This window comes from Aeromonas sp. FDAARGOS 1402, from assembly GCF_019046925.1.
GTDB classification, from domain to species: domain Bacteria; phylum Pseudomonadota; class Gammaproteobacteria; order Enterobacterales; family Aeromonadaceae; genus Aeromonas; species Aeromonas caviae.
Genome location: NZ_CP077201.1, coordinates 4,246,238 through 4,263,006 on the forward strand (window position 1 = coordinate 4,246,238; position 16,769 = coordinate 4,263,006).

Here is a 16,769-nt window from a genome sequence, read left to right on the forward strand (position 1 = left end):
CCATCTTCTTTGCTGGCGCCCCCCCGGAAGTGGCAGGGCGCAGGCAATAAAAAACCCCGCCATCGCTGGCGGGGTTTGCGTGCATCGAGCGGGCAGCGTGCTGCCGGTGCTCTTAGCGGTTGTTCACCTTCTCATGCAGCTCCTGCACTGAGTTCACATTGGCGGTGGCATCGACACTGATGGCCATGCAGGTGGCGAAGGCCGCGTGCAGCGTGGTGGTGTAGGCCACCTTGTGCTGCAGGGCGCCACGGCGCAGCTGCTTGGAGTCCTCGATGGCCTGACGACCCTCGGCGGTGTTGACGATGTAGGTGTACTCGCCATTCTTGATGCGATCCAGAATGTGCGGACGCCCCTCGTGCACCTTGTTGACCAGACGCGGGTTGATGCTCGCCTCGCCCAAGGTCACGGCGGTGCCGTGGGTGGCGTCGAGGTCATAACCCAGCTCCAGCAGCTTGGCGGCCAGGTTCACCACCCGCTCCTTGTCGCCGTGGCGAACGGACAAGAGGGCGCGACCTTCGCTCGGAACCTGGTGACCGGCACCCAGCTGCGCCTTGGCATAGGCCTCGGCGAAGCTGCTGCCCACCCCCATGACTTCACCGGTGGAGCGCATTTCCGGCCCCAGCAGCGGGTCCACACCCGGGAACTTGGCGAACGGCAGTACCACTTCCTTCACCGAGTAGTAGGGCGGGATGATCTCGGTGGTGAAGCCCTGTTCTTTCAGGCTCTGACCGGCCATGACGCGGGCGGCAATCTTGGCCAGCGGGGCACCGGTGGCCTTGGAGACGAAGGGCACGGTACGGGCGGCACGGGGGTTCACCTCGATGAGGTAGATCTCGTTGTCTTTCACCGCGAACTGCACGTTCATCAGACCGACCACGCCGAGTTCCAGCGCCAGCTTGCGCACCTGCTCGCGCATCTCGTCCTGGATGGCCTTGGACAGGGTGTAGGGCGGCAGGGAGCAGGCGGAGTCACCGGAGTGGATACCGGCCTGTTCGATGTGCTCCATGATGCCGCCGATAACCACATCGGTACCGTCGCAGATGGCGTCCACGTCCACCTCGGTGGCGTCGTCCAGGAAGCGGTCCAGCAGTACCGGCGACTCATTGGAGACGCTCACTGCCTCGGCGAAGTAGCGGCGCAGGTCCTGCTCGTCATAGACGATTTCCATGGCGCGGCCACCCAGCACGTAGGAGGGGCGAACCACCAGCGGGTAGGTGATGCGCGTGGCCAGTTGCACGGCCTGCTCCAGGGCGGTGACGGTGCCGTTTTCCGGCTGCTTGAGCCCCAGGCGCTCGACGGCGGACTGGAAGCGCTCGCGATCTTCCGCGCGGTCGATGGCATCCGGGCTGGTCCCGATGACCGGCACACCGTTGGCTTCCAATGCTCGCGCCAGTTTCAGCGGAGTCTGGCCGCCGTACTGGACGATGACGCCCTTGGGCTGCTCGACCCGCACGATTTCCAGCACGTCTTCCAGGGTGACTGGCTCGAAGTAGAGACGGTCGGAAGTGTCGTAGTCGGTGGAGACGGTTTCCGGGTTGCAGTTGACCATGATGGTCTCGTAACCGTCTTCGCGCAGGGCCAGCGCCGCGTGTACGCAGCAGTAGTCGAACTCGATGCCCTGACCGATACGGTTCGGGCCGCCACCGATGACCATGATCTTGTCGCGGTTGGTGGGGTTGGCCTCGCACTCTTCGTCGTAGCTGGAGTACATGTAGGCGGTGTTGGTAGCGAACTCGGCGGCGCAGGTATCGACCCGCTTGTAGACCGGGAAGATGTTGTGGCGGGCACGCAATTTACGCACTTCACCTTCGGCCACGCCGAGGATCTTGGCCAGACGGGCGTCGGCAAAGCCTTTGCGCTTGAGGGCGCGCAGGAAGTCGGCGTCAAGACCGGCCATGCCGCGCTCTTTCACCTGCTCTTCCAGTTTCACCAACTCTTCAATCTGCACCAGGAACCAGGGGTCAATCTTGGTCAGCTTGAACACGCCGTCCATGGAGAGGCCGGCGCGGAAGGCGTCGGCGATGTAGAAGATGCGCTCGGCACCAGCATCCTGCAGCTCGTGACGGATGCGGGTCAGGGAGTCGGGGGCGTTCAGGTCAACCATGGGGTCGAAGCCGGTCTTGCCGGTCTCGAGACCACGCAGGGCCTTGTGCAGGGACTCCTGGAAGTTGCGGCCGATGGCCATCACTTCACCCACGGACTTCATCTGGGTGGTCAGACGGTCGTTGGCACCGGCGAACTTCTCGAAGTTGAAGCGCGGCACCTTGGTCACCACGTAGTCGATGGCCGGCTCGAAGGAGGCCGGGGTACGACCACCGGTGATGTCGTTCATCAGCTCGTCCAGGGTGTAACCGATGGCGAGCTTGGCGGCGATCTTGGCGATGGGGAAGCCGGTCGCCTTGGAGGCCAGTGCAGAGGAGCGCGACACCCGCGGGTTCATCTCGATGATGACCATGCGGCCGTCTTTGGGGTTGATGCCGAACTGGACGTTGGAGCCGCCAGTCTCGACGCCGATCTCGCGCAGCACCGCCATGGAGGCGTTGCGCATGATCTGGTACTCCTTGTCGGTCAGCGTCTGGGCTGGCGCGACCGTGATGGAGTCACCGGTGTGGATGCCCATGGGGTCGAAGTTTTCGATGGCGCAGACGATGATGCAGTTGTCGTTGCGATCCCGCACCACTTCCATCTCGTACTCTTTCCAGCCGATGAGCGACTCGTCGATGAGCAGCTCCTTGGTCGGGGAGAGATCCAGACCGCGCTCGCAGATCTCCACGAACTCTTCGGTGTTGTAGGCGATGCCGCCGCCCGAGCCACCCATGGTAAAGGAAGGACGGATGATGCAGGGGAAGCCGACCATCTGCTGCACGCCCCAGGCCTCTTCCATGTTGTGGGCGATACCGGCACGGGGGCACTCGAGACCGATGCTGCGCATGGCCTTGTCAAAGCGGGAGCGATCCTCGGCCTTGTCGATGGCGTCGGCGGTGGCGCCGATCATCTCGACACCGAACTCCTTGAGCACGCCATGCTGCTCCAGCGCCAGGGCGCAGTTCAGCGCAGTCTGACCACCCATGGTGGGCAGGATGGCGTCCGGGCGCTCTTTCTTGATGATCTCGCGCACCACTTCCCAGGTGATGGGCTCGATGTAGGTGGCGTCGGCCATCTCCGGGTCGGTCATGATGGTGGCCGGGTTGGAGTTCACCAGGATGACGCGGTAGCCCTCTTCTTTCAGGGCCTTGCACGCCTGGGCGCCGGAGTAGTCGAATTCGCAGGCCTGACCGATGACGATGGGGCCGGCGCCGAGGATCAGGATGCTCTGTAGGTCGTTACGTTTTGGCATGGCTCTCTTTATCCTCTTAGGCGCGATACTGCTTGATCAATTCAATAAAGTGGTCGAACAGACCGGCACAATCGTGCGGGCCCGGGCTCGCTTCGGGGTGACCCTGGAAGCTGAAGGCCGGACGGTCGGTGCGATGGATGCCCTGGAGCGACCCATCGAACAGGGAGACGTGGGTGGCACGCAGGCACTCGGGCAGGGTCTGCTCGTCCACCGCAAAGCCGTGGTTCTGGGCGGTGATCATCACGGTGTTGTCGTCCAGGCTCTTCACCGGGTGGTTGGCACCGTGGTGGCCGAACTTCATCTTGATGGTCTTGGCGCCGGAGGCCAGGCCCAGCAACTGGTGGCCCAGGCAGATACCGAACACCGGGGTGCTGGTATCAAGGAAAGCCTTGATAGCTTCGATGGCGTAGTCGCACGGCTCGGGGTCGCCGGGGCCGTTGGAGAGGAAGATGCCATCCGGGTTCATCGCCAGTACCTCGGCGGCCGGGGTCTTGGCCGGCACCACGGTCAGGCGGCAGCCACGGTCCACCAGCATGCGCAGGATGTTGCGCTTCACGCCGAAGTCGTAGGCCACCACGTGGTATTTCAGCTCATCGGCCGCCGGGGTGACGTGACCCTTGCCGAGCTGCCAGCTGCCTTCAGTCCAGCTGTAGGATTCGCTCACGGTCACTTCCTTGGCCAGGTCCATCCCCTTCAAACCGGGGAAGGCGCGGGCCTGTTCGAGGGCATGGGCTTCATCGAGCTGCTTGCCGGCCAGGATGCAACCGGCCTGGGCGCCTTTTTCACGCAGGATGCGGGTCAGCTTGCGGGTGTCGATGTCGGCGATGCCAACGATGTTGTGGGACTTGAGGTAATCGGAGAGGGGTTGCTGATTGCGGAAGTTGGAGGCCAGTATCGGAAGGTCCCGGATGATGAGGCCCTGAGCATGGACCTGACTGGACTCTTCATCTTCGCTGTTGGTGCCGGTGTTGCCTATATGGGGGTAAGTGAGGGTAACGATCTGACGGGAATAGGAGGGATCGGTGAGGATTTCCTGATAACCCGTCATCGACGTGTTGAAAACCACTTCACCAACGGAACATCCCTCGGCGCCTATCGACACGCCTTTGAACACAGTTCCATCTTCCAGCACTAGCAATGCAGTGTGATTCAAGACAACCTCCAGTTATTTAGCTTTAAATTCAGCAATTTACCTGGGTGTTGCGGGCTCGGTTCCGGTCTTTGACAGGACTCGAACCCGGCAGATTTCTGGCAAATTGGGCGCATTCTACTTAAAAACGATCTCATTTCAACGTCTTTTCTCGTTTGAAATGCATCTAAATTCAATAAACAAGCAACATTACCCATTATCTATGCACTCACTCGCTTTGCAACCCCCTCTTCAAAAAGAAAAGCCAAACACAGACAACAAAGCGGCGCCCGATGCCATGCAACGTACAAAAAACCAAATTTACCACTTAATAAACAGCAAGATAGAAAATTAAAAAATAAACAACACAACAGAAAAAACACCATTTGAAGCCAGAAAAGTGAACGCCAAGTATAGAAAACGTTTTTCTTGTATTGCATTTTTAGTCTATTTCACATCAAGGCGAAATGCCCCCCGCAGGGGAATATTGAGACCCAAACCCGTTACCCCTTGATGACATTTTTGTCGCAAGAGGGTGGCAGGCTTGTAAGAATGGCAGGATTTAGCGAGGTTCACTCAAAAAGTGATGATTAAGGCTCATTTCTACAAAAAAGTGACAAAAAACCCCGGCGGACCGGGGTTTGGCAACCAGTACGGGAGTCTGCACTCCCCCTGAAGACGGTTTATTTCAGACCGAGCACATCCTGCATATCATAGAGACCGGCCCCTTGCTGGCCGAGCCACTTGCCCGCCCGCACTGCACCGTTGGCGAAGGTCAGACGGCTGGAAGCCTTGTGGCTGATCTCGACCCGCTCGCCGATGTCGGCGAACATGACGGTGTGCTCCCCCACCAGATCTCCGGCGCGGATGGTGGCAAAGCCGATGGTGTTGCGATCCCGCTCACCGGTGATCCCCTCACGGCCATAGACGGCGCACTCTTTGAGATCCCGGCCCAGGGTTTTCGCCACCACTTCCCCCATGGAGAGCGCAGTGCCGGACGGAGCATCCACCTTGTGTCTGTGGTGCCCCTCGATGATCTCGATGTCGGTGTACTCCCCCATCACCCTGGCCGCCTGCTCCAGCAGCTTGAACACCAGGTTGACCCCGACCGAGTAGTTGGAGGCGAAGACGATGCCGATCTGCTTGCCCGCCTCGTGCAGGGCCGCCTTGCCCGCCTCGTCAAAGCCGGTGGTGCCGATCACCATCTGCTTGCCATGCGCCAGTGCAAAGGCGAGGTTCGCCAGGGTCACCTCGGGGCGGGTGAAGTCGATGATGAGATCGAACTCGTCCTTCACCTGCTCCAGACTGTCGCTGATGATGACGCCAAGGCGCCCCAGGCCGTTGAGTTCACCCGCATCCAGACCTATCACGGCAGAGCCCGGTCGTTCCAGCGCCGCTCCCACCACCACGCCCTCGGCGTTGGCGATAGCCTCCAGCAGCACCTTGCCCATACGACCATTACAGCCCATCACGGCCACACGGATCGGATTGTCCATCTCCACCCTCTCATCTCTTTATTATGGAAAGAGACCGTTTTACCAGCCCGCGCCCCCTTTGAAAAGCCCGATCTGGCCCGCCAAACCACCCCGACATTTAAACGACAAATTCATTAAAAACAGAATAAATAACGGAATTACCAGACAAGTCAGAATCACGAAGTAAAAAGCCCTATCCATCTGGACGGCTATCTTGACCCGGGCGGGCCGACTCACTACTGTTGGCCCCCCATGGTGGCAGGATGCCCGCCCTGTGCCCGCCCTGGAGGCGCCACAGGCAACGACAGGAGGTCATTGTTCAAGTTTCGAGGAACACATGATCCAGACCCAACCCCGTGCCAGAGCCCTGCTGCCCCTTCTGGTCTTTCTTGCCCTCTTCATCGGTACCGGTACCTGGCTGACCCTGCAGGGGGTCGAGTTCGCCTTCTACCAGCTCCCCGCCCCCGTTGCCGCCCTGCCCGCCGTCATGCTGGCCCTGCTGATGGGACGCGAGGGGTTCAACAAGAACCTCGAGACCTTCTTCAAGGGGGTGGGCGAGAGCAACATCATGGCCATGTGCCTCATCTATTTGCTGGCGGGCGCCTTCGCCACCGTGGCCAAGGCCACCGGCGGGGTGGATGCCACGGTCGCCCTCGGCCTCTCCCTCATTCCGGGCTGGTGCCTGCTGCCGGGGCTCTTCCTCATCTCTGCCTTCATTGCCACCGCCATGGGTACCTCCATGGGCACCATCGGCGCCGTGGCACCGGTGGCGCTGGGCGTCGCCCAGGCCGCCGGCATCGATCCGATGCTGATGGCGGGGACCATCCTCTCCGGCGCCATGTTCGGGGACAACCTCTCCATCATCTCCGACACCACCATCGCCGCCACCCGCAGCCAGGGCTGCGAGATGAAGGACAAGTTTCGCGAGAACATCAAGATTGCCGCCCCCGCCGCCGTGCTGGTGATCCTGCTCTATCTGGTGCTGGGCTCCACCGGTGAAGCGCCGGCCCCCACCGCCGAGGCGGACTTGCTCAAGGTCGCCCCCTATCTGCTGATCCTGGTGCTGGCCCTCTCTGGCATGAACGTCTTCATGGTACTGGGGCTCGGCATCCTGGCGGCCGGTGGCGTGGGGCTGCTTGGCAGCTACTCCCTCGGCCAGTTCAGCAAGGACATCTATCAGGGCTTTACCAGCATGCAGGAGATCTTCCTGCTCTCCATGCTCATCGGCGGTCTGGGTGCCCTGATGGAACGCCAGGGTGGGCTCGCATGGATAAGTGAGCGCATCGCCGCCCTGATTGCCCGCTTCACCCGCCACCACGATGGCGAGCAGAACGAAAAGGCGGCCGAGCTGGGCATCGCCGGCGTGGTGAGCCTCACCAACCTGTGCACCGCCAACAACACCGTGGCCATCATAGTCGCGAGCAAGGTGGCCAGGGATCTGGCGGACCATCACGGGGTCACCCCGCGCCGCGCCGCCTCCATGCTGGACATCTTCTCCTGCGTGGTACAGGGGCTGATTCCCTGGGGCGCCCAGGCGCTGCTGCTGGGTTCCATCTTCGCCCTCTCGCCGATCCTGGTCGTGAGCATGAGCTTCTACCCCATGGCGCTGGCACTGGCCGCCATCGTGGCCGTTTTCCTCAAGCACCAGATGGGCGCAGTGGCTCCCGCCCCACACCGCTCCTGACACCCGACCTCAGGGGCCGCCCGGCTGGCGGCCCCGCCATCAGCTTTTCATCCCGTCGGCCCCTTGCTAAGGTAGCGCCAGCCCACCTTTGCCCAGGAGTCCCCATGCCGGATACCCAACCCGAACGCCAGAACCTGCGCCAGCTCATTCGCCAGCGCAGAAAAAGCCTGAGCCAGGCCGAGCAGCAGGCGGCGGCCCAACAGCTGGTCGAGCGCTTCCAGGAACACCCCGGCATCCTCGCGGCCAGGCGCATCGCCCTCTATCTGGCCAACGACGGGGAGCTCGATCCCCTGCCCGCCATCCACTGGCTGTGGGCCCGGCAAAAGGAGGTCTACCTGCCGGTGCTGCACCCCTTCACCCCGGGTCACCTGCTCTTCTTGCGCTACACCGCCACCACCCCCATGACCCGCAACCGCTACGGCATCGCCGAGCCCGAGCTCGACGTGCAGCAGGTGCTGCCCCACAGCATGCTGGACATCATCTGCACCCCGCTGGTGGCCTTCGATGAGGCTGGCAACCGCCTCGGCATGGGGGGCGGCTACTACGATCGCACCCTCGCCTGCTGGCACGAGCACCAGCTCGGCCCAAGACCCCTGGGGCTCGCCCACGATTGCCAGCAGGTGGATGCCGTCCCCCGGGAGCAGTGGGACGTGCCGCTCCCCCAGATCATCACCCCCAGCCGCAGCTGGCACTTTGCCTGATCAGGCGGGGGCGCCCCCTTCGGTTCAATAAACAGGCAAACGATTTACATCTTGGGGATTTTTGCGCCGGAACGTGAGCACCATGGTCGCTCTGGGGGGGATGCTTGGATATAATGCGCCCGCTTTTTCCATAAGGATCCATCATGACTCAAGATGAAATGAAGAAGGCGGCCGGTTGGGCTGCGCTCAAATACGTGGTACCCGGCACCATCGTCGGGGTGGGCACCGGCTCTACCGTCAATCACTTCATCGACGCACTGGCGACCATGAAAGACCAGATCAAGGGCGCGGTGTCGAGCTCCATCGCCTCCACCGAACGCCTCAAGGGTCTCGGCATCCCGGTGTTTGACCTCAACGACATCGATGCCCTCTCCGTCTACGTGGATGGTGCCGACGAGATCAACGCCAGCCGCGACATGATCAAGGGGGGCGGCGCCGCCCTGACCCGCGAGAAGATCGTCGCCGCCGTGGCCGACCAGTTCATCTGCATCATCGACAACACCAAGACCGTCGACGTGCTGGGCACCTTCCCCCTGCCGGTGGAAGTGATCCCCATGGCCCGCGAATACGTGGCCCGCGAGATCCGCGCCCTTGGCGGCAACCCGGTGTGGCGTGAAGGGGTGGTGACCGACAACGGCAACATCATCCTGGACGTCAAGGGCATGGCCATCACCGATGCCAAGGCTCTGGAAACCCGCCTCAACAGCATCGTGGGCGTGGTCACCAACGGCCTGTTCGCCCACCGTGGCGCCGACGTTGTGCTGATCGGCACCCCCGAGGGTGTGATCACCAACTAAGGCCTGCTCCCCGGACCTCCCCCTCCGGGCAAGCACCGCCCGGGTCAGTCAATCTGACTGCCCCAAATGGACAACGGCGCCTCATGGCGCCGTTTCTGGTTATCCCTCAATGGGTTGTAGCAGCACATCTGCAACAATCGTTGATAACTTCAAAGAATTTGACTTTCGTCACAAATATTCCCTCTCCCAAACGTTTTTGCTACTTTACGGTTTTCTTCACACTGCAAGCCTGAACGCATTTTTCAAAACAATAGAGGGAACGTCATGACAGCCAAGTTTTCGCTGGACAAGGATAAGATCAAGGTACTGCTGCTGGAGGGAGTCCATCCCAACACGGTGGAGACCTTTCGGGCAGCCGGCTACACCAATGTGGAATATCTGAAGACGTCCCTGTCGGAAGAGGAGTTGATCGAGCGCATTCGTGACGTGCATTTCGTGGGCCTGCGTTCACGCACCCAGATCACCGAGAAGGTGCTGGATGCCGCCACCAAGCTGGTGGCCATCGGCTGCTTCTGCATCGGCACCAACCAGGTCTCCCTCGACGCCGCCCACGTGCGCGGCATTCCCGTCTTCAACGCCCCCTTCTCCAACACCCGCTCCGTGGCCGAACTGGTACTGGGGGAGATCCTGCTGCTGCTGCGCGGCATTCCCGAGAAGAATGCCAAGTGCCATCGCGGCGTCTGGGAGAAGCTGGCCAACCGCAGCGTCGAAGCCCGCGGCAAGAAGCTCGGCATCATCGGCTACGGCCACATCGGCACCCAGCTTGGCATCATCGCCGAGATGATCGGCATGAAGGTCTACTACTACGACATCGAGAACAAGCTCTCCCTTGGCAACGCCATCCAAGTGCCGAACCTGGTGGAGCTGCTCAACATGTCTGACGTCATCAGCCTGCACGTACCGGAAACCGCCTCCACCAAGGATCTCATCGGTGCAGAGCAACTGCGCATGATGAAACCGGGCGCCATCTTCATCAACGCCTCCCGCGGCACCGTGGTGGACATCGACGCCCTGGCCGACGTCATCAAGAGCGGCCACCTCTCCGGCGCCGCCATCGACGTCTTCCCGGTGGAGCCCAAGTCCAACGACGAGGAGTTCCTCACCCCGCTGCGCGGCCTGGACAACGTGATCCTGACCCCCCACATCGGCGGCTCCACCCAGGAAGCCCAGGAGAACATCGGTCTGGAAGTGGCCAACAAGCTGGTCAAATACTCCGACAACGGCTCCACCCTCTCCGCTGTCAACTTCCCGGAAGTCTCCCTGCCCGGCCACAAGGGCTCCAGCCGCCTGCTGCACATTCACCGCAACCAGCCCGGCGTGATGAACCAGATCAACCAGATCTTCGCCGACGAGGGGATCAACATCGCCGGTCAGTACCTGCAGACCAGCAGCGAGATCGGTTACGTGGTCATCGACGTCGAAACCGAGCACAGCGAGAAGGCCCTGGCCCGTCTCAAAGAGATCAATGGCACCATCCGTGCCCGGATCCTGCACTGATAAGCCCTTATCTGCGCAGCAAAAAGCCCGTCGTGATGACGGGCTTTTTTATGTCAGGAGAAAGGTTGCTCTCGCAGCTTACCACCAGCCCAGCAGGTTGCGGCCCACCAGGGCACCCCACACCAGGGCATTGAGGGCCAGGGCGATGAAGACGGCGGCGGAGCCCAGATCCTTGGCGCGGCCCGAGAGTTCGTGATGCTCGGAGCCGATGCGATCCACTACCGCCTCCACGGCGGAGTTGAGTACCTCGACGATCACCACCAGCCAGCTGATGCAGACGAGCAGCAGGATCTCGTTGAGGGAGTCACCTATCCAGAATGCCAGCGGCATCAGCAGCAGGATGAGCAGCAGCTCCTGGCGGAAGGCGGCCTCGTTGATCCAGGCCGATTTGAGACCTTTCATGCTGTAACCGGTTGCGTTGATGATGCGGGTGATCCCGGTCGCGCCTGGCTTTGCCACGATAACTACCTCATTTGAAATGGCTTTTGGGTTCACATCCTATCAGAGCCGCCCAAGGTTTCCATCGGGTGACTTTTGCTTTATTTTATTCCCTTGCATTTTGGCATCCCGCCCACCTTATCCACTCGAGAATTGAGTCGTATGTCCATTCACACCGATGAATTGCGCACCCGTCGCCTGGAGGCCCTGATCACCCCAAGCGAGCTGGCGCACGCCTTCCCGTTAACCGACACCATCGCCCAGAACCTGCTGGATGCCCGCCGCCAAGTGGAAGCCATTCTGTCCGGTGAAGATCAGCGCCTGCTGGTCATCGTCGGCCCCTGCTCCATCCACGATCCTGCCGCCGCCCACGAATACGCTCTGCGTCTGAACACCCTGCGTGAAGAGTACAAAGAGAGCCTGTGCATCGTGATGCGCACCTACTTCGAAAAGCCGCGCACCATCGTCGGCTGGAAGGGGCTCATCAATGATCCGCGCCTGGACGGCAGTTTCGACGTCAATGAAGGGCTCAAACTGGCCCGCAAGCTGCTGGTGGACATCAACGAGACCGGCATGCCCACCGCCACCGAGTTCCTCGACATGGTGACCGGCCAGTACATCAGCGATCTCATCACCTGGGGCGCCATCGGCGCGCGCACCACCGAGTCCCAGGTTCACCGGGAGATGGCCTCCGCCCTCTCCTGCCCGGTGGGGTTCAAGAACGGCACCGACGGCAACACCCGCATTGCCATCGATGCGGTGCGCGCCGCCCGTCACAGCCACATCTTCTACTCCCCGGACAAGGACGGCAAGATGACCATCTACCGCACCGCCGGCAACCCCTACGGCCACGTGATCCTGCGCGGCGGCCACCGTCCCAACTACGACACCGCCAGCATCGACGAGGCGTGCGAGGCTCTGGCCCAGGTGGGCCTGCCGGAGCGCCTGGTGGTGGACTTCAGCCACGGCAACAGCATGAAGGATCACCGCCGCCAACTGCTGGTGGCCCAGGATATCTGCGATCAGCTGCGCCGCGGCCGCACCGGCATCGCCGGCATCATGGCCGAGAGCTTCCTGGTGGAAGGGCGTCAGGACGTGGAGAACGGCTGTGCCGCCACCTTCGGCCAGAGCATCACCGATGCCTGTCTGTCGTGGAGTGACACCGAAACCCTGCTGGCCATGCTGGCAGAAGCCGCCCAGGTGCGGCTGGACAAGCAGAAAGCCTGAGCAACCGCTCAACGCTCTCTCTACCAATTCAAAGAGCCAGGTATCACGGATGCCTGGCTCTTTTCATTTCCACAGTGATTCACTCGCTCCCCTTGGCTTCACTCAGCCTAAGCAGGTTTTCAATGCTGTATCCGTAGTCGACGGAGCGGCTCCCTTCTCCCGCTTGTTTCAAAAGAATGGGAGAAGGGCTGGGGATGAGGGGGAAGACCGCCTCACAGACTCGGCATAAACCAGGTGCGGCCGGCCGCCTCGATACGATCGGTGCGGATCTGGAACACCCGCTCCAGCAGCGCCTCGTCGATGATCCCGACGTCCCCTTCCCCCACCACGCGGCCCTGTTGCAGGCAGAGCACGCGATCCGCCCAGTCGATGGCCAGATTGATGTCGTGGATGGCCGCCACCACCAGCAATCCCTGCGCGGCCAGTTGCTTGAGCAGCCGCAGCAGCGCCATCTGGTGATGCAGATCCAGCCCCGCCAGGGGTTCGTCCAGCAGCAGCACCCGCCCGGTCGGATTGAGGCTTGGCCATAGTTGCAACAGGGTGCGGGCGATCAGCACCCGCTGCTGCTCCCCCCCGGACAAGCGGCTGAAGTCCCGTGCCAGCAGGGGCGCCAATTCCAGGGCGTCGCACACATCCGCCACCGCCTGCGCCTGGGCATCGGGGCCCCCCTCCTCCAGCCCCAGGCTCAGCACCTGGAACACCGGGATGTGGAACAGCTGGGGCTGGCGCTGGGGCAGCATGGCGCGCCGCGTTGCAAGCTCGGGCCAGCTCAGGGTCGTGATGACCTCTCCTCCCAGCAAGACGGCGCCATCGGCGGGCAGCAGGCCCGCCAGGGCCCCGAGCAGGGAGGACTTGCCACTGCCATTGGGGCCGAGCAGGGCCACCAGCTGACCACCGGGCCAGGCGAGATCCAGGGGGGCGAGGCGATGGGGGATGGCCAGGGCGCGGGCCTCCAGCCGCCAGGGGGCGGGATCAGCGGGACACATCGGCATCTTGCCTCAGCAGCAGATAGATAAAGAGCGGGGCACCCACCGAGGCGGTGATGACCCCGATGGGCAGTTCACCGGCGTGCAGCGCCGAGCGGGCCACCAGATCGGCCCCGAGCAGCAGGGCGCCGCCCCCCAGCGCCGAGGCGGGCAGCAGGAAGCGCTGATCGCTGCCACCGCACAGGCGCAGCAGGTGAGGCACCACCAGGCCGACGAAGCCGATGACGCCGCACAGGGAGACCGCCACCCCGGTGAGCAGGCAGACCGCCAGCACCAGGCGTACCCGCATGCTGTCCACGTTCAGCCCCATGAGGCGGGCCTGGGTCTCTCCCAGCAGCAGTTGTTGCAGTGCCCGCCCCTGCCAGCAGAGCCAGCCGAGGGTGAGGGGCAGCACCAGCCACCACCAGGCGAGCTGCTGGCTGCCGTAGGCGAGGCTGCCCATCATCCAGAACATGAATTCCCGCAAGGCGCCGTCGTCGGCGAAATACATCAGCCAGGTCATGGCCGCATTGGTGAGGATGCCGATGGCGACCCCGAACAGCAGCAGCCGCCCATGGCCGAGCCGTGCCCGACGTGCGAGACGGATGAGCAGCATGGTCACCACCAGGGCGCCGCCAAAGGCCGCCAGCGACAGTCCCCAGCCCGGCAGATAGAGCCCGAGCCCCTTGGCCACCGCCATCGCCACCATGGCGGCCAGCCCAGCGCCGCTCGAGACGCCGAGCAGGCCGGGTTCCGCCACCGGATTGTGCAGCATCACCTGGAGCACGGCACCGCCGCAGGCAAGGGAGGCCCCCGCCAGCAGAGCCAGCAGGGCGCGCGGCAGGCGCAGCTCCAGCAGGATGCGCAGCTCCAGATCCCCCAGCGGCTGCCAGGGCAGCAGCACGAACTCCCCGAGGGCGAGGGAGAGCAGGAACAGGGCCAGGGTCAGCAGCGACAGCAGGAGCAGCCAGCGACGCTGCCAGCGCTGCTGGCGACGGATGAGAGCGAGATACACGGGATCCCCAAGAAGCGAGGCCCGCCGGTGGGCAGGCAGGAAAGCTGCATGATAACAGCGCGTTACCACCCAAGGTCAAGGCTGGTAGGGCTTGGCCAGCGCCGCTATCTCGCCGCTCTCCACCATGGCTTGCAACGCCTGCGCCAGCTTGGGGCCCAGCTCATGGTGGGGTGAGTGCTTGCTCATCCCGAGGTAGAGCACCACCGGGTTGGGGGGCTGGAAGGGCGCCTTGACGAGGCCGGCGTCGTTGCGCTGGCTCAGGGCGTAATCCACCTGGCAGTCGGTCCCTATCATCAGGGGCAGGTGGCCCCGCTCCACCATGCGCTGCAACTGGTCTTCGGTGGGGACCCCGTGCTTGTCGAGCTGGGTGTCGCCATCGAAGGGGGGGAAGTAGGCGGAGTTGAACACATAGCCTATCTCGCGGCCTCGCAGATCCTCGTAGCGCCTGAGACCTGCCACGGCGGCGGGCTTGCCATAGAAGGCAGGCCGGCACTGGTAATAGGACGGCTGCAGGTAGTCGATGAAGGCGGCCCGCTCCTCGGTGTGAGCCAGCCCTATCATCAGATCCACCTGACCGGTCTGCATCTGTTTGAGTGCCCGTCCCCAGGGCACCCGTTTGAGGGTGAGCACAATGCCGCTGCGTGCCTGCAACTGGCGCAGAATGTCGATATCCAGCCCCTGGAAGTCGTCGTTCTCTGCCAGCATGCGAAACGGCGGCCAGACATCGGTGGCCACCGTCAGGGTCGGCGCACCTTGCGCCCAGCAGGCAAACAACAGACAAAGCGCACCCCAGCTTGTCTTGCCCATCCAGCTTTCGCCTTCTTTTGTTACATCCTTGTGAGCTAAAAATACCCTCAAGCACCACTTATGAAAACCCATGGAGTCGAGATAAAATGCATTGATTTAAAAGGAGAACCTAATGAACCCCATCATGACCAGTATCGGCCTGCTCATCTGCAGCAACGTCTTCATGACGTTTGCCTGGTACGCCCATCTCAAGAGCATGAATCACAAACCCTGGATCATCGCCGCCCTGGTGAGCTGGGGGATAGCCCTGTTCGAATACCTGTTGCAGGTGCCCGCCAACCGCATCGGCCACACCGTGCTCTCCGTCGGCCAGCTCAAGATCCTGCAGGAGGTGATCACCCTCACCGTGTTCGTTCCCTTCTCCATCTTCTATCTGAAAGAAGATCTGAAGTGGGACTACCTCTGGGCGGGTCTGTGCATCCTGGGCGCGGTCTTTTTTGTGTTCCGCGAAAAACTGACCGGCGCCTGAAGCTGTACACTCAAGCCATTCATCATCCCCCAGCCCTTTGAGCGACGAGGCCCCTCATGGAATTGAGAGACATGCTGCAGATCCTGGCCAAACAGGACGGTTCCGATCTCTATCTCTCCACCGGCGCCCCCCCCTGCGCCAAGTTCAACGGCGCCCTGCGCCCCCTCACCCAGGAGCCCCTGGGGCCGGGCGAGGTGGCCCGCATCGCCTACGACATCATGGATCTCGAGCAGAAACAGCAGTTCGAGAAAGAGCTGGAGATGAACCTCGCCATCTCCCTGCCCCAGATAGGCCGTTTTCGGGTCAACATCTTCAAGCAGCGCAATGAAGTCTCCCTGGTGGCGCGCAACATCAAGACCGAGATCCCCCGCTTCGAGGATCTCAAACTCCCTCCGGTGCTCCTCGACACCATCATGGAGAAGCGGGGTCTGGTGCTCTTCGTCGGCGGCACCGGGTCCGGCAAGTCCACGTCGCTCGCGGCCCTCATCGATCATCGCAACCGCAACAGCGGCGGCCACATCATCACCATCGAAGATCCGGTGGAGTTCGTCCATCGCCACCAGAAGAGCATCATCAACCAGCGGGAGGTGGGGGTGGATACCCGCAGCTTCCACGCGGCCCTGAAGAACACCCTGCGCCAGGCGCCGGACGTCATCCTCATCGGCGAAATCCGCGATCGGGAGACCATGGAGCATGCTCTCGCCTTCTCGGAGACCGGGCATCTGGCCATCTCCACCCTGCACGCCAACAACGCCAACCAGGCGCTGGATCGCATCATCAACTTCTTCCCGGAAGAGCGCAGACCCCAGCTGCTCAACGACCTTGGCAACAACCTCAAGGCCTTTGTCTCCCAGCGGCTGGTGAAGACCACGGACGGCGGGCGCCGGGCGGCGGTGGAGGTGATGCTCGGAACCCACACGGTGCGCGATCTCATCAAGCGCGGCGAGTTTGGCGGCCTCAAGGAGATCATGGAAAAATCCAGGGCCCTTGGCATGGTGACCTTCGACAGTACTCTGTTCGATCTGGTGGTCGAGGGGGTGATCGACGAGGAGGAGGCGGTGAAGAACGCGGACTCCCAGAACAACCTGCGCCTCAAGATCAAACTCTGGCGGGAGAAGGGTCAGATTGGCAACAGCGCGGCGGCGAGCGGCTGGAGCCTGGAGCCCACCAAGGACGAGGGCGACCTCTTCTGAGACGGACCCGGCGGCCACGAAAAAGGGAACCCTCG

14 protein-coding genes are annotated in these 16,769 nt (G+C 62.4%); 7 read left to right on the forward strand and 7 right to left on the reverse strand.

Annotated features, from left to right (window positions below; translation table 11 throughout):
• Positions 1-112: 112 nt before the first annotated feature.
• The 3 genes from carB to dapB form a co-directional block, all read right to left on the reverse strand.
• A complete protein-coding gene (carB, locus tag I6L32_RS19825; RefSeq protein ID WP_041213100.1) occupies positions 113-3,337 on the reverse strand; it encodes a carbamoyl-phosphate synthase large subunit in 3,225 nt (1,074 codons plus the stop codon).
• Positions 3,338-3,353: 16 nt separating this feature from the next.
• Positions 3,354-4,490, reverse strand: a complete 1,137-nt coding sequence (gene carA, locus I6L32_RS19830) for a glutamine-hydrolyzing carbamoyl-phosphate synthase small subunit (protein ID WP_210599802.1) — start codon at positions 4,488-4,490, stop codon at positions 3,354-3,356.
• Between the two features lie 659 nt (positions 4,491-5,149).
• Complete coding sequence (gene dapB, locus I6L32_RS19835; RefSeq protein ID WP_210599803.1) at positions 5,150-5,962, reverse strand: 4-hydroxy-tetrahydrodipicolinate reductase; 813 nt, start codon at positions 5,960-5,962, stop codon at positions 5,150-5,152.
• A gap of 316 nt (positions 5,963-6,278) precedes the next feature.
• Here dapB and I6L32_RS19840 point away from each other — a divergent pair, with 316 nt between their 5' ends.
• The 4 genes from I6L32_RS19840 (at position 6,279) to serA (ending at position 10,620) form a co-directional block, all read left to right on the forward strand.
• Positions 6,279-7,625, forward strand: coding sequence for a Na+/H+ antiporter NhaC family protein (locus tag I6L32_RS19840; RefSeq protein WP_039040381.1), 1,347 nt, complete (start codon positions 6,279-6,281; stop codon positions 7,623-7,625).
• Between the two features lie 104 nt (positions 7,626-7,729).
• Positions 7,730-8,326: a 5-formyltetrahydrofolate cyclo-ligase gene (locus I6L32_RS19845; RefSeq protein ID WP_039040382.1), complete on the forward strand. Its 597-nt coding sequence runs from the start codon at positions 7,730-7,732 to the stop codon at positions 8,324-8,326.
• Between the two features lie 143 nt (positions 8,327-8,469).
• Positions 8,470-9,123, forward strand: coding sequence for a ribose-5-phosphate isomerase RpiA (gene rpiA / locus I6L32_RS19850; protein ID WP_039040383.1), 654 nt, complete (start codon positions 8,470-8,472; stop codon positions 9,121-9,123).
• A 264-nt stretch (positions 9,124-9,387) separates the two neighbouring features.
• Positions 9,388-10,620, forward strand: a complete 1,233-nt coding sequence (gene serA, locus I6L32_RS19855; protein ID WP_039040384.1) for a phosphoglycerate dehydrogenase — start codon at positions 9,388-9,390, stop codon at positions 10,618-10,620.
• A gap of 78 nt (positions 10,621-10,698) precedes the next feature.
• On the opposite strand, the gene I6L32_RS19860 is transcribed toward serA, so the two are convergent.
• A complete protein-coding gene (locus I6L32_RS19860; RefSeq protein ID WP_039040385.1) occupies positions 10,699-11,079 on the reverse strand; it encodes a diacylglycerol kinase in 381 nt (126 codons plus the stop codon).
• Between the two features lie 141 nt (positions 11,080-11,220).
• On the opposite strand from I6L32_RS19860, the gene I6L32_RS19865 reads away from it, so the two are divergent.
• Entirely contained in the window at positions 11,221-12,285 is a 1,065-nt protein-coding gene (locus I6L32_RS19865; protein ID WP_010675196.1) for a 3-deoxy-7-phosphoheptulonate synthase, read from the forward strand.
• 212 nt (positions 12,286-12,497) lie between these two features.
• Here the strand turns inward: I6L32_RS19865 and I6L32_RS19870 are convergent, their stop codons facing one another.
• From I6L32_RS19870 to I6L32_RS19880, 3 genes are all read right to left on the reverse strand, one after another.
• Positions 12,498-13,271, reverse strand: a complete 774-nt coding sequence (locus I6L32_RS19870) for an ATP-binding cassette domain-containing protein (RefSeq protein ID WP_052816485.1) — start codon at positions 13,269-13,271, stop codon at positions 12,498-12,500.
• A complete protein-coding gene (gene btuC / locus I6L32_RS19875; RefSeq protein ID WP_039041213.1) occupies positions 13,258-14,265 on the reverse strand; it encodes a vitamin B12 ABC transporter permease BtuC in 1,008 nt (335 codons plus the stop codon). Before btuC ends, I6L32_RS19870 begins: the two co-directional genes overlap by 14 nt.
• Positions 14,266-14,340: 75 nt before the next feature.
• The gene (locus I6L32_RS19880) at positions 14,341-15,072 is read right to left on the reverse strand and encodes an ABC transporter substrate-binding protein (RefSeq protein ID WP_210599804.1); all 732 of its coding nucleotides are present in this window, start codon (positions 15,070-15,072) and stop codon (positions 14,341-14,343) included.
• 112 nt (positions 15,073-15,184) lie between these two features.
• On the opposite strand from I6L32_RS19880, the gene I6L32_RS19885 reads away from it, so the two are divergent.
• The gene (locus I6L32_RS19885; protein ID WP_010675200.1) at positions 15,185-15,541 is read left to right on the forward strand and encodes a DMT family protein; all 357 of its coding nucleotides are present in this window, start codon (positions 15,185-15,187) and stop codon (positions 15,539-15,541) included.
• Positions 15,542-15,597: 56 nt separating this feature from the next.
• Positions 15,598-16,734 carry a type IVa pilus ATPase TapW gene (gene tapW / locus I6L32_RS19890; RefSeq protein ID WP_029314740.1) on the forward strand — a complete coding sequence of 379 codons (1,137 nt, stop codon included), beginning with the start codon at positions 15,598-15,600 and terminating at the stop codon, positions 16,732-16,734.
• Positions 16,735-16,769 lie beyond the last annotated feature (35 nt).

Bases quoted from the DNA above. Each gene is read 5' to 3' on its own strand.
- carB (WP_041213100.1), bottom strand. From the start codon at position 3,337: ATGCCAAAACGTAACGACCTACAGAGCATCCTGATCCTCGGCGCCGGC.
- dapB (WP_210599803.1), bottom strand. From the start codon at position 5,962: ATGGACAATCCGATCCGTGTGGCCGTGATGGGCTGTAATGGTCGTATG.
- I6L32_RS19840 (WP_039040381.1), top strand. From the start codon at position 6,279: ATGATCCAGACCCAACCCCGTGCCAGAGCCCTGCTGCCCCTTCTGGTC.
- I6L32_RS19845 (WP_039040382.1), top strand. From the start codon at position 7,730: ATGCCGGATACCCAACCCGAACGCCAGAACCTGCGCCAGCTCATTCGC.
- rpiA (WP_039040383.1), top strand. From the start codon at position 8,470: ATGACTCAAGATGAAATGAAGAAGGCGGCCGGTTGGGCTGCGCTCAAA.
- serA (WP_039040384.1), top strand. From the start codon at position 9,388: ATGACAGCCAAGTTTTCGCTGGACAAGGATAAGATCAAGGTACTGCTG.
- I6L32_RS19865 (WP_010675196.1), top strand. From the start codon at position 11,221: ATGTCCATTCACACCGATGAATTGCGCACCCGTCGCCTGGAGGCCCTG.
- I6L32_RS19870 (WP_052816485.1), bottom strand. From the start codon at position 13,271: ATGTGTCCCGCTGATCCCGCCCCCTGGCGGCTGGAGGCCCGCGCCCTG.
- I6L32_RS19880 (WP_210599804.1), bottom strand. From the start codon at position 15,072: ATGGGCAAGACAAGCTGGGGTGCGCTTTGTCTGTTGTTTGCCTGCTGG.
- I6L32_RS19885 (WP_010675200.1), top strand. From the start codon at position 15,185: ATGAACCCCATCATGACCAGTATCGGCCTGCTCATCTGCAGCAACGTC.
- tapW (WP_029314740.1), top strand. From the start codon at position 15,598: ATGGAATTGAGAGACATGCTGCAGATCCTGGCCAAACAGGACGGTTCC.